The sequence below is a fragment of the Rhodococcus sp. NPDC058505 genome (genome assembly GCF_042720095.1).
Taxonomy (GTDB): Bacteria; Actinomycetota; Actinomycetes; order Mycobacteriales; family Mycobacteriaceae; genus Rhodococcus_G.
Map to the genome: position 1 here is coordinate 71631 of NZ_JBHXNB010000003.1, position 11660 is coordinate 83290.

The following is an 11660-nucleotide window of genomic DNA, read 5'->3' on the forward strand; positions in this document are numbered from 1 at the left end:
CCCGACCCCGACACACCGGCAGGCGCGGGCGGCCGCTCACCCGGTGACCGCCCGCCGTGGCGGGGCGAGGTGCGCGGCGTCCGCCGCGGATCGGCCAGCCGCGACCCCGTCGAGGTCGCTGACGCTGAATCCCCAGGACCGCAGCTTCGGCCCGAACAGGCGGTCCACCTCGGCCTGCACGGCGTCGGACCGGCGGGCCAGGATCGGCAGCAGATCACCGAACTGTGCCCGGGCGTCGATCACGGCCTGCGCGGTGGCCGCCTTCTCCGCCTCGGTCAGGCGCTGCCCGATCCGGACCGCGAAGCCGTAGAGGAAGGCGCGACGGAACGGCGCCGCGCTCGCGCCGCGCGCCTGCTCGGCCCGCATCGCACGGGTGGCCTGGACCAGGAGCGAGGTGAACAGCAGGTCGACCTGCTCGAGGTCCGCCGGTGTGCCGATCACGGTCGCGATGTCGTCGACCGCGTTGAAGAGGGTGCGGACGTGGTTGGCCTCGCCGACCGTGGTCAGCAGCAGACCCTTCTGCTTGCTGTAGGGCCGGTCCACGTGGATGCGCCGGGCGTGGACGGTGACGTCCCGGCCAGCGGAGGAGTCCGCGGTGAGAAGAGTCGCGGTGACGGAGTGCCGGGTCATCAGTTCCTGAGCCTTGGCGGTGAGGGTCTCGGCCTCCTCGGTGAACTCGGTGCTCTCGGCCTTGGCGAGCAGCCCGCGAATCCGGTTCAGCATCTTGACGTCCGCGGTGTCGGCGGGGGTTCCGGGGTGGGTCGACCGGACGTCTGGCCACAGCGACGGCGGTGGGCACAGTCGCCGCAGCGGCTGCAGGTGCTGCAGCAGCCGCAGGCCGCCCGGTGTCAGCGGCGGCTCGTCGACCCGGCGCGGATAGCCGTCGGCGAGCGCCCTGAGCTGGTCCGCCCAGTGCAGCGGTGCCCGAGCCCAGGCACCGCTGCGATTGGCCTCCCCGAGGATCAGCAGCGCAATCGGCGCGACCTCGACCCCGGCGAGGCCACGCCGGGCGACGTGCAGGACGTCACCCGGCTGCCACCCGTTCTCGTATGCGTGGCGCAGGGCCTGCTCCGCCCCACACCCCTCGGCTCGAATGCCTGTTCGATTCATCCCCATGGGTGCAGTGTGCATCGGGGGTACGACACGTTTCCCCGCCGCAGGTCACGGGGTGTTTCGGGGGGTCAGGCGTCGGTGGCCTCGACGTACCGGGGGAACACCGCCGCCGGAGCGGGCAGGTCGGTGCCGGCGGCGATCCGCGTCCCCAGGTCCGTGAACTGGCGATTCTCGGGCCCCTGGCCGAGCACGGTGAGGATCTTGTCCGCGGCGTCGGGCATCACCGGCTGCACCAGGATGCCGACGATGCGCACCACCTCGATCGTCACGTACAGCACCGTCGCCATGCGCGCCGGGTCGGTCTTGCGCAGCACCCACGGTTCCTGCGCGCTGAAGTAGCGGTTGGTCTCGGCGAGGACGTGCCAGATCTCCTCGATGCCGAGGTGGATGGCCTGCACGTCGAACTCCGCGCGCACCTTGTCGAGCAGCGCATCGGCCTTGGCGAGGAGGGCGGTGTCGGCGTCGGTGAACTCGCCCGGCGTCGGGACCTGGCCGTCGCAGTTCTTCGCCACCATCGACAGCGACCGCTGCGCGAGGTTGCCCAGTTCGTTGGACAGGTCCGCGTTCATGCGGGTGACGATCGCCTCGTGGCTGTAGCTGCCGTCCTGGCCGAACGAGATCTCCCGCAGCAGGAAGTAGCGGACGGCGTCGAGTCCGTACTCCTCGACCAGGCCGAGCGGGTCGACGACGTTGCCGAGCGACTTCGACATCTTCTCGCCCTTGTTGTACAGGAAGCCGTGCACGAACACCCGCTGCGGTAGGTCGATGCCCGCGGACATCAGGAACGCGGGCCAGTACACGGTATGGAACCGGCTGATGTCCTTGCCGATGATGTGCAGGTTCGCCGGCCAGTACCTGCCGAACGACTCGGCGTCGGTATCGGGGAACCCGGCACCGGTCAGGTAGTTCGTCAGCGCGTCCACCCACACGTACATCACGTGGTCGGGGTCGCCCGGCACCGGAACGCCCCAGTCGAACGTGGTCCGCGACACCGACAGGTCCTTCAGTCCGCCGGAGACGAAGCTGACGATCTCGTTGCGGCGGGTCGCCGGCGCGATGAACTCGGGGTGCGCCTCGTAGAGGGCGAGCAGCCGGTCCTGGTAGGCGGACAACTTGAAGAAGTAGGTGGACTCCTCGGTCCACACCACCGGGGTTCCGGTGTCGGTGGAGATCCGGCTGCCGTCCTCCAACAGGGTCGTCTCGCCCTCGGTGTAGTACGCCTCGTCGCGCACCGAGTACCACCCGGCGTAGGTGTCGAGGTAGATGTCACCGGCCGCGACCATCCGCTCCCAGATGGCCTGACTCGCCGCGGTGTGGTCGGCGTCGGTGGTCCGGATGAACCGGTCGTAGGAGACGTTCAGGACCTTGTCCATGGACTGGAACACGTCGGAGTTGCGCGCCGCGAGGTCGCGGACGTCGATGCCCTCCTTGGCTGCCGTCTGCTGCATCTTCAGCCCGTGCTCGTCGGTGCCCGTCATGAAGAAGACGTCGAAACCGTCGAGCCGCTTGAAGCGGGCGAGCGCGTCCGTCGCGATGTACTCGTACGCGTGCCCGATGTGCGGGGCGCCGTTGGGATACGCGATCGCGGTGGTGATGTAGAACGGGGGCCGGCTAGGTGCAGTCATGGTGCGCCTATCGTATCGGTGTGCCCAAGGATCGTCCGGCCCCGGATCTGCCCGAGCCCCTCGCGCCGCTGATCGACGCCCACACCCACCTCGACGCGTGCGGCGCCACCGATGCCGCGTCGGTCGCCGAGATCGTCGACCGCGCGGAAAAGGTCGGGGTCGGCAGGGTCGTGACGGTGGCGGACGACCTGGCCGCCGCCCGGTTCGCCGTCGACGCCGCGGGCTGGGACCGCCGGGTGTACGCCGCGGTCGCGATCCATCCCACCCGAGCGAACGTGCTCGACGACGCCACCAAAGCCGAGATCGAGCGGCTCGCCGCCGACCCGAGGACGGTCGCGGTCGGGGAGACCGGCCTCGACTACTACTGGCCCGGGAAACTCGACGGGTGCGCGACGGTCGAGGAGCAGGTCGAGGGCTTCCGCTGGCACATCGACCTCGCCAAGCGGCTGCGCAAGCCGCTGATGATCCACAACCGCGAGGCCGACCACGACCTCCTGACCGTCCTGCTCGACGAGGGCGCACCGGACACCGTGATCTTCCACTGCTTCTCGTCGGACGCGACGATGGCGCTGGCCTGCGTCGAGGCCGGGTACGTGCTCAGCTTCTCCGGCACCGTCAGCTTCCGCAACGCCCGCGAACTGCACGAGGCCGCGAAGCTCGTCCCGGACGACCAGTTGCTCGTCGAGACCGATGCCCCGTTCCTGACCCCGCACCCGTTCCGCGGCGCCCCCAACGAGCCGTACTGCCTGCCGTACACCGTGCGATCCCTGGCGGCGACCCGCGGTCAGGACCCGTTCGAGCTCGCCGCCGCCGCGACCGCCACCGCCGAACGCGTCTACGCACTTCGCGACCGTGCGTGATTTTCACCCCAATCGGGGTGAAAATCACGCACAGGCGCGAAGCGCATTTACAGGACCTTGCGGAGGAAGTCCTGGGTGCGCGGCTGCTGCGGGTTGCCGAAGACCTCCTCGGGGGTGCCTTCCTCGACGAGATAGCCGTCGGCCATGAAAATGACGCGGTCGGACACCTCCCTGGCGAAGCCCATCTCGTGGGTGACGACCACCATCGTCATGCCGCCAGCGGCGAGGTCCCGCAGCACCTGCAGCACCTCGCCGACCATCTCCGGGTCGAGGGCGCTGGTCGCCTCGTCGAACAGCATGACGTCGGGGTTCATCGCCAACGCCCTGGCGATCGCGACCCGCTGCTTCTGGCCGCCGGACAGGTTCGCGGGCTTGGCGTCCTGCTTCTCCGCGAGTCCGACCTGGGCGAGGAGTCGAATCCCGGCTTCCCGGGCCTCGCCCTTGGTGGCCTTCTTCGTCTGGACCGGCGCGAGCATGACGTTCTCGAGGGCGGTCATGTGCGGGAACAGGTTGAAATGCTGGAAGACCATTCCGATGCGCTGGCGAATCCCGTCGATGTCGACCTTCTTGGCGGTGAGGTCGACGCCGTCGACCACAACCGTGCCGCCGGTGATGTCCTCGAGCCGGTTCAGGCAGCGCAGGAAGGTGCTCTTTCCGGACCCGGACGGGCCGATGACGCACACCACTTCGCCGGGAGCTATCTCGACGTCGATGCCCTTGAGTACCTCGTTGTCGCCGTAGGACTTCTTCAGCCCGGTGACCCGGATCTTGCTCTCGGTGGTGACGGGCTCGCTCACGCGTTGACCTTCCTCTCGAGCCGGCCGGACAGCTTGGTCAGCGCCATGATGATGACAAAGTAGAAGATGCCGACGATCAGCCACATGTTGAACGACTCGAAGTTCCTGGCAATGATGATCTTGCCGGTCTGGGTCAGTTCGGCGATGCCGATCACGGACAGGATCGAGGTGTCCTTCAGCGTGATGACGGCCTGGTTCACGAACGACGGCATCATCGTCCGGAAGGCCTGTGGCAGCACCACCTTGCGCATCGACGGCAGATAGCCCATGCCGAGACTGCGGGCGGCCTCCATCTGACCGCGGTCGACGGACTGGATGCCGCCGCGGATGATCTCGGTGATGTAGGCGCCCGCGTTGAGGCTGAGGGTGATGATGCCCGCGGTCATCGCAGGCATCGTGAAGCCGAGCGCGGCGGGGATGCCGAAGTAGATGAAGAAGGCCTGCACCAGCAGGGGGGTGCCGCGGAAGATGTCGACGTAGACGACGCCGATGCCCCGCAGGATCCGGCTGGTCGAGACCCGAAGGAATCCGAAGACCAGGCCGAGCAGCAGCGCGATCGCGAGCGACACCACGGTCAGCACGATCGTCAGCCACAGGCCCTTCATCAGCAGCGGGAAGCTGTCCTTGAGGAGGGAGAAGAAGGTGTTGCCGCCCTGCGCCTGCTGGGCTCCCTCGCCGAGATACCGGTCGATGATCTCGTCGTACTGCCCGTTGGCGCGCAGGTTCGCCAGTCCGGCGTTGAACTTGGTCAGCAGTTCGGCGTTCTGTCCCTTCGACACCGCGAACCCGTACGAGTTGCCCGCCTGCTTGTCGCCGACGGCCCGCAGCCCGTTGCCCTGCGCGATGCCGTACAACAGCACCGGGTAGTCGTCGAACACGGCGACCGAGTTCCCGGTCCTGACGTCGTCGTACATGCTGGCCGAGTCGTCGAAGGTCACGGTGGTGAAGCCGTACTGGTCCCGGATCGATTCCGCGAACAGGGCGCCCTCGGTGCCGGTCTTGATCGCAACACGTTGCCCGCGCAGATCCTCGAACGACTCGATGGAGTCGTTGTCCTTCGCGACGGCCAGCTGGACACCGGACTCGAAGTACGGGTCGGAGAAGTCGAAGACGAGTGTGCGTTCGTCGGTGATGGACATGCCCGCAATGACGCCGTCCACCTGCCTCGACTGCAGGGCCTGCACTGCGGCGTTGAAGCCGAGCGGCTTGATCTCGTACTCGAAGCCCTGATCGGCGGCGATCGCGGCGAGCAGGTCCATGTCGATGCCGACGAAGTTGCCCTGCGCGTTCTGGAATTCGAACGGGGCGAACGTGACGTCGGTCGCGATGACGTAGGTCCGGTCGGGCTGGGCGGCGGCGGTGCCCGCGCCGAGGACTCCGGCGAGCAGGGCGAGCGCACCGATCAGGGCGGCGGCGGCGACGGATCGCGCGCGGTATCTGGTGCTCATTCGAGTCAGCATCCTCGCCACGGGCGCGTGCCGGTGTTCCGCACGCGGCGTGTCGGGGTCCGGGGTGAGGTCGGTCCCATTTTCGCTGGTTGTTCCCCGTGCGGTTGCCGGAGCGCCGCGCCTTCGTTACCGTACCGTGATCGCTTAAGTCCGGGATCACGTCCCGGTAACCGACAGCTCAGGACTTCTCGTGTCACCTCTCACTCGAATTAACCGGGCGAACTCGCGACTGCTGCGTCTCGTCGTCGGAGCCCTTCTTCTCACCCTCATCGCCGGTGGCGCACTGGCGGTAAGCCGCCACAAGACCGTCATGGTCGACGTCGATGGCGAGACGGTCGCGGTGAGCACGATGTCCACCGACGTCGGCTCGGTCCTCGACGCCGCGGGCTACCGGGTCGGGGACCGCGACGTCGTCGCACCGGCACCGGACGCCGCCGTCTCCGACGGGGACACGGTCGTGCTGCGCCGCGCGCGTGAGCTGACCCTGACCGTGGACGGCGCGCCGCGAACCCTGTGGACGACCGCACTGACCGTCGACGAGGCCCTGTCCAGGGAACGCCTCGCCGGTGACGTGCACGTGTCCGCCTCCCGTTCCCAGCGCCTGCCGCTCGAGGGGGCCGACCTCGAGGTGACCAGCCCGAAGGCGGTCCGGCTGCTCGACGGGGCTGCCGCTCCCGCCGACCTCCGACTCGCCGCGCCGACCGTCGGCGACCTGCTCGCCGCGCAGGGGGTGCCGCTCGAGCAGCAGGACACGGTCGAACCGGCCGCGGACGCCCCGGTCACCGAGGGACTTCAGGTGAAGGTCACCCGGATCCGCACCGAGAACCGGACCGAGACCCAGCCGGTCGCGCCCCCGGAGCAGCGGGTGGAGGATCCGACGATGAACATGAGTCGCACCGTGCAGGAGAGCCCGGGCGCGCCGGGCCTGCGGGACGTGACCGTCGCGGTGACCACCGTCAACGGGGTGGAATCCGGCCGCGAGGAACTTTCCGAGAACGTCATCACCGCGGCGCAACCGAAGGTGGTCCGGGTCGGAGCCAAACCCGGCACCGAGGTCCCGCCGGTGGCGAACGGCGCCACCTGGGACGCGCTCGCGCAGTGTGAGGCGACCGGCAACTGGAACATCAACACCGGCAACGGCTACTACGGCGGTGTGCAGTTCGACCAGAACACCTGGGAACGGCAGGGCGGACTGAAGTACGCCCCGCGGGCCGATCTCGCGACCCGCGAGGAACAGATCGCGATCGCGTCGAAGACGCAGGCGACGCAGGGCTGGGGCGCGTGGCCCTCGTGCACGAGCCGACTCGGCCTTCGCTGACCCCGCTGCGTTAGATTCATCGGGTGTCCGACGAACCTGCCACCGCTTCCGACCTGCCCGAATCCGCTCCGCGGGGGTTGGCGGCCCTGCTCGGACCCGCCGAGGTGCGGGCGCTGGCTGCCGAGTTCGACATCCGGCCCACCAAGCAGCTCGGCCAGAATTTCGTGCACGACGGCAACACCGTCCGCAAGATCGTCGCGGTCTCCGGTGTCACCCGCAACGACGTGGTGCTCGAGGTGGGGCCGGGGCTCGGCTCGCTGACCCTGGCATTGCTCGACGTCGTGGAGCGGGTCGTCGCCGTTGAGATCGACCCGAAGCTGGCGGCCCGGCTGCCCGCGACCGTCGCCGAGCGAGCCCCCGAGCTGACGGACCGGTTGACCGTGGTCCTCGAGGACGCCATGCGGGTGTTGCCCGCCCAGGTCCCCGCCGAGCCGACCGCGCTGGTCGCGAACCTGCCGTACAACGTGGCGGTGCCGGTGCTGCTGCACCTGTTCGCCGAGTTTCCGTCGCTCCGGACCGCGCTGGTGATGGTGCAGGCGGAGGTGGCGGACCGGCTCGCCGCGCGGCCAGGCAACAAGATCTACGGGGTGCCGAGCGTCAAGGCCTGCTTCTTCGGTCGGGTGCGCCGGGCTGGCTCCGTTGGGCGTCAGGTGTTCTGGCCGGAGCCGAAGATCGAGTCCGGCCTGGTCCGCATCGACCGGTACGAGGAAGCGCCGTGGCCGATGGACGAGGAGCACCGCAAGCGGGTCTTCGCCGTCGTCGACGCCGCGTTCGCGCAGCGCCGCAAGACCCTGCGTGCGGCACTGGCCAGCTGGGCAGGATCACCCGCCGAGGCGGAACGTCGACTCGTCGCCGCGGGCATCGACCCCACCGCACGGGGCGAGGTCCTTGACGCGTCCGCCTTCGTTCGCCTCGCTGCCGGATAGCCGCACCTCCCGCCGCATTTCCCGAATGGCCCATCGATTCAGTCCCGGCTGAATCAATGGGCCATTCGGGGAGGAGGGGCTAGCGGAAGCGGCGCAATCGCAGGCTGTTGCTCACCACGAACACGCTGGAGAACGCCATTGCGGCGCCGGCGAGCATCGGGTTGAGCAGGCCTGCCGCGGCCAGCGGCAGGGCGGCCACGTTGTAGGCGAACGCCCAGAACAGGTTGCCCTTGATCGTGCGGAGGGTCTTGCGGGACAGCCGGATCGCGTCGGCCGCGGCCCGCAGATCGCCGCGAACCAGGGTCAGGTCACTGGCCTCGATCGCGACGTCGGTGCCGGTGCCCATGGACAGCCCGAGGTCGGCCTTGGCGAGGGCGGCCGCGTCGTTGACGCCGTCACCGACCATGGCCACCACCTTCCCCTCCGCTTGCAACCGCGCCACGGTCTCCACCTTGTCCTGCGGCAGCACCTCGGCGATCACCTCGTCGATGCCGACCTGGTCGGCGACGGTGCGGGCGGCCGCGGCGTTGTCGCCGGTCAGCATGATCGGGGTCAGGCCGAGTGCCTTCAGCTGCGCTACGGCCTCCGCCGACGTCGGCTTCACCGCATCCGCGACCACGAGGACGCCGCGGGCCTTGCCGTCCCAGCCCACCGCGACCGCGGTGCGTCCGGCGGATTCGGCTGTGCGCAGGGCGGATTCGAGATCGTCCGTCAGGGGCTGCGCCCAGTCCGCCAGCAGGCGGGGCCTGCCGACGATCACCGCGTGGCCGGCAACGACACCCTGCACGCCGAGGCCCTCGACATTCGCGAACTCCTCCGCCTCGGGAACCGGTCCCGCCGCGGCCGCCGCGCCCGCGATCGCCCTCGCGATCGGATGCTCGGAACCCGCCTCGAGCGAGCCGGCGAGCCGCAGCACCTCATCGGCGAGCTCACCCTCCGCCGCAACCACATCGAGCAGGGTCATGGTTCCGGTGGTCACGGTGCCGGTCTTGTCCAGGACGATCGTGTCGATCCGCCGGGTCGACTCGAGCACCTCGGGTCCCTTGATCAGGATGCCGAGCTGCGCGCCGCGGCCGGTGCCGACCATCAGTGCGGTCGGGGTGGCCAGGCCGAGTGCGCAGGGGCAGGCGATGATCAGGACCGCGACCGCCGCGGTGAAGGCCGCGGCGACGGAACCGCCGGTGCCAAGCCAGAATCCGAGGGTCGCGACGGCGAGTGCGATGACCACGGGAACGAAGATGCCGGAGATCCGGTCCGCGAGCCGCTGGGCCTTGGCCTTGCCGGTCTGCGCGTCCTCGACCAGCTTCGCCATCTGTGCGAGCTGGGTGTCTGCTCCGATCCTGGTGGCGCGCACCACGATCCGCCCGCCGACGTTGACGGTGGCGCCGACGACGGTGTCGCCGGGTCCGACCTCGACCGGAACGGACTCGCCGGTCAGCATCGACGCGTCGACGGCGGACGAACCGGAGGTGACCTCACCGTCGGTGGCAATCTTCTCGCCGGGGCGGACGACGAACAGGTCGTCCGCCGCGAGTTGGTCGACCGCGATCCGCTGTTCGACACCGTCGCGCAGGACGGAGACCTCCTTGGCGCCCATCTCGAGCAGCGCCCGCAGCGCCGCCCCGGAGCGGCGCTTGGCCCTGGCCTCGAAGTAGCGGCCGGCCAGGATGAACGTGGTGACGCCCGCCGCCGCCTCGAGGTAGATGTTCCCGGTGCCGTCGGTGCGGGCGATGGTGAACTCGAACGGGTGCGTCATGCCCGCGACCCCGGCGGTGCCCCAGAACAGTGCGTACACCGACCAGCCGAGTGCGGCGAGGGTGCCCATCGACACCAGGGTGTCCATCGTGGCGGTGCCGTGCCGCAGGTTCGTCCATGCCGCCCGGTGGAACGGCAACGCGCCCCACACCACGACCGGGGCGGCGAGGGTGAGCGAGAGCCACTGCCAGTTGGGGAACTGCAGTGCCGGGATCATCGCCATCGCGATCACCGGCACGCTCAGAACCAGCGAGACCAGCAGGCGCAGGCGCAGGCCCGACGTCGGGTCGTCGTCGACGGCAGCGGGTTCCACGTCCTCTTTGGGGAGGGTGGCGGTGTACCCGGCCTCCTCGACGGCGGTCACTAGGTCGGCGGGGAGCACGTCTCCGCTGATCGCCACGCGCGCCTTCTCGGTGGCGTAGTTGACGGTGGCGGTCACCCCGTCGAGTTTGTTGAGCTTGCGTTCGATGCGATTGGCGCAGGAGGCGCAGGTCATGCCACCGATCAGTAGCTCAACCTGTCCCTCGGTCGGCGCGGGTGCGACGGGGTTCATCATGACTCCTCTCCGGGTGTCGGGTCAGTGTCCGTGGCCGGTGCTGCCGGCCGGGGCGGGAGTTGGGTGGGCGTCCGGGGTGCCCGGCTGGTCGGCGGTCACGGTGAATTCGGCGGTGCGGACGGTGTTCTGGTGCCGGAAGTCCAGGAACAGCCGGTAGGTGCCCTGGCTCGGCGCCTGTGCGTGGAACACGATCTCGGGTCCGGGCGCGGTGACGCCGTCGCCCGGTGCGCCCTGCGGATGGACGTGCAGGTAGGCGAGGTCGCCGGTGCGCAGCGCGACCAGGTGCCCGAAGGCGCCGAGGTAGGGCTGTAGATCGGTCACCGGGACCCCGTCACGACTGACGTTCAGGGTCAGCGGGCCGCCCCCGGTGTCGAGTTCACCGGTCAGTTCGACCCGGTAGCCGTCGACCTCGGCGATGCGGTTGGGCGCGAGGGTCGGCGCCGGGGCGGTGTCGCCCGCCACGTCGACGGTCCGCCCCAGGGTCAGCGCGGGCCCGTCGGTGGGCCGGAAATCCGCGAAGACGCGGTAGCTGCCGCCGGACGGCCAGGCCCAGTCGACGGTCCAGGTGCCGTCGTCGGACATCGTCGGGTGGACGTGCCGGTACCCGGTGGTGTCGGACCGCACGACGATCAGGTGGAGCTTCTTCTCGTGCTCCTCGGTGAACGCGGTGACCGGTTCGCCGGTGGGGCCGGTGATCCGGAAGCTCAGCGCATCCGGTCCGGTGGTGATCTCGGACAGGGTGTATCCCTGCTCGGACACCTGGAGGCCGCCGGGGGTCTCCGGTGCGGCGTTCGGCGTCTCGAGGTGGGTGTCGCCGTGGGTGGCGGTTGGCATGTCGATCGGGCTCCCCACGGCCGCCCCGACACCGAGGGCCGCCGCGAAGATCGCGGCGAGCCCCCCGGTGTAGGCGGCCAGCTTGGTGGCGGTGTTCATGACGCCACGGCGTAGCCAGCCTCTTCGACGGCGGCACGGACCGTGGCGGCGTCGACGGGGACGGCGGAGGTGACGGTGACCAGCCCGGTGGGGACGTCGACCTGGACGGCGGTGACGCCCTCGATCGAGCCGACCTCCTCGCGGACCGAGCTTGCGCAGTGCCCGCAGGTCATGCCGGTGACGGTGTAGTTCGAGGTCTCCATGATGTTCTCCTTCGGCTCGTTCAGATACCCAGTGGGGGTATTGCTCCAACGAGAGGAAACATACCCCCAGTGGGCATATCGCGCAACCCGGTTTGAGGATTGCGTCATATACCCATGGGGGGTATA

10 protein-coding genes are annotated in these 11660 nt (G+C 69.4%); 3 read left to right on the forward strand and 7 right to left on the reverse strand.

The genetic code is table 11. From position 1 onward, the window contains the following. Nucleotides 1-36: 36 nt before the first annotated feature. Together ACFWPA_RS03420 and metG are read right to left on the reverse strand one after the other, a co-directional pair. Nucleotides 37-1116 carry a DUF2786 domain-containing protein gene (locus ACFWPA_RS03420; protein ID WP_378505649.1) on the reverse strand — a complete coding sequence of 360 codons (1080 nt, stop codon included), beginning with the start codon at nucleotides 1114-1116 and terminating at the stop codon, nucleotides 37-39. Nucleotides 1117-1181: 65 nt separating this feature from the next. Further along, entirely contained in the window at nucleotides 1182-2738 is a 1557-nt protein-coding gene (gene metG, locus ACFWPA_RS03425) for a methionine--tRNA ligase (protein ID WP_378505650.1), read from the reverse strand. Between the two features lie 20 nt (nucleotides 2739-2758). Here metG and ACFWPA_RS03430 point away from each other — a divergent pair, with 20 nt between their 5' ends. Next, nucleotides 2759-3598 (forward strand): TatD family hydrolase, encoded by an 840-nt coding sequence (locus tag ACFWPA_RS03430; RefSeq protein ID WP_378505651.1) that lies wholly within the window; start codon nucleotides 2759-2761, stop codon nucleotides 3596-3598. A gap of 47 nt (nucleotides 3599-3645) precedes the next feature. Here ACFWPA_RS03430 and ACFWPA_RS03435 read toward each other — a convergent pair whose 3' ends face one another. Together ACFWPA_RS03435 and ACFWPA_RS03440 are read right to left on the reverse strand one after the other, a co-directional pair. Next, nucleotides 3646-4395 (reverse strand): amino acid ABC transporter ATP-binding protein, encoded by a 750-nt coding sequence (locus ACFWPA_RS03435; RefSeq protein WP_378505652.1) that lies wholly within the window; start codon nucleotides 4393-4395, stop codon nucleotides 3646-3648. Beyond that, entirely contained in the window at nucleotides 4392-5843 is a 1452-nt protein-coding gene (locus ACFWPA_RS03440) for an amino acid ABC transporter substrate-binding protein/permease (protein ID WP_378569644.1), read from the reverse strand. Before ACFWPA_RS03440 ends, ACFWPA_RS03435 begins: the two co-directional genes overlap by 4 nt. A 190-nt stretch (nucleotides 5844-6033) precedes the next feature. On the opposite strand from ACFWPA_RS03440, the gene ACFWPA_RS03445 reads away from it, so the two are divergent. Both ACFWPA_RS03445 and rsmA read left to right on the forward strand, forming a co-directional pair. Continuing rightward, the gene (locus ACFWPA_RS03445; RefSeq protein WP_378569645.1) at nucleotides 6034-7161 is read left to right on the forward strand and encodes a transglycosylase family protein; all 1128 of its coding nucleotides are present in this window, start codon (nucleotides 6034-6036) and stop codon (nucleotides 7159-7161) included. 23 nt (nucleotides 7162-7184) lie between these two features. Beyond that, entirely contained in the window at nucleotides 7185-8087 is a 903-nt protein-coding gene (gene rsmA / locus ACFWPA_RS03450) for a 16S rRNA (adenine(1518)-N(6)/adenine(1519)-N(6))-dimethyltransferase RsmA (protein ID WP_378569646.1), read from the forward strand. Nucleotides 8088-8166: 79 nt separating this feature from the next. Here the strand turns inward: rsmA and ACFWPA_RS03455 are convergent, their stop codons facing one another. The 3 genes from ACFWPA_RS03455 to ACFWPA_RS03465 are packed head-to-tail and all read right to left on the reverse strand — an operon-like array spanning nucleotide 8167 to nucleotide 11534. Next, nucleotides 8167-10395 (reverse strand): heavy metal translocating P-type ATPase, encoded by a 2229-nt coding sequence (locus tag ACFWPA_RS03455; RefSeq protein WP_378569683.1) that lies wholly within the window; start codon nucleotides 10393-10395, stop codon nucleotides 8167-8169. A gap of 24 nt (nucleotides 10396-10419) precedes the next feature. Beyond that, on the reverse strand, nucleotides 10420-11331 hold the full coding sequence (locus ACFWPA_RS03460; RefSeq protein ID WP_378569647.1) for a hypothetical protein: 912 nt from the start codon (nucleotides 11329-11331) through the stop codon (nucleotides 10420-10422). Beyond that, a complete protein-coding gene (locus tag ACFWPA_RS03465; protein WP_378569648.1) occupies nucleotides 11328-11534 on the reverse strand; it encodes a heavy-metal-associated domain-containing protein in 207 nt (68 codons plus the stop codon). The genes ACFWPA_RS03460 and ACFWPA_RS03465 overlap by 4 nt, the downstream gene beginning before the upstream one ends. Between the last annotated feature and the right edge of the window lie 126 nt (nucleotides 11535-11660).

Excerpts from the sequence above, each read along its gene's own strand:
- ACFWPA_RS03420 (WP_378505649.1), bottom strand. The coding sequence starts at position 1,116 with ATGGGGATGAATCGAACAGGCATTCGAGCCGAGGGGTGTGGGGCGGAG.
- metG (WP_378505650.1), bottom strand. The coding sequence starts at position 2,738 with ATGACTGCACCTAGCCGGCCCCCGTTCTACATCACCACCGCGATCGCG.
- ACFWPA_RS03440 (WP_378569644.1), bottom strand. The coding sequence starts at position 5,843 with ATGAGCACCAGATACCGCGCGCGATCCGTCGCCGCCGCCGCCCTGATC.
- ACFWPA_RS03455 (WP_378569683.1), bottom strand. The coding sequence starts at position 10,395 with ATGAACCCCGTCGCACCCGCGCCGACCGAGGGACAGGTTGAGCTACTG.
- ACFWPA_RS03460 (WP_378569647.1), bottom strand. The coding sequence starts at position 11,331 with ATGAACACCGCCACCAAGCTGGCCGCCTACACCGGGGGGCTCGCCGCG.
- ACFWPA_RS03465 (WP_378569648.1), bottom strand. The coding sequence starts at position 11,534 with ATGGAGACCTCGAACTACACCGTCACCGGCATGACCTGCGGGCACTGC.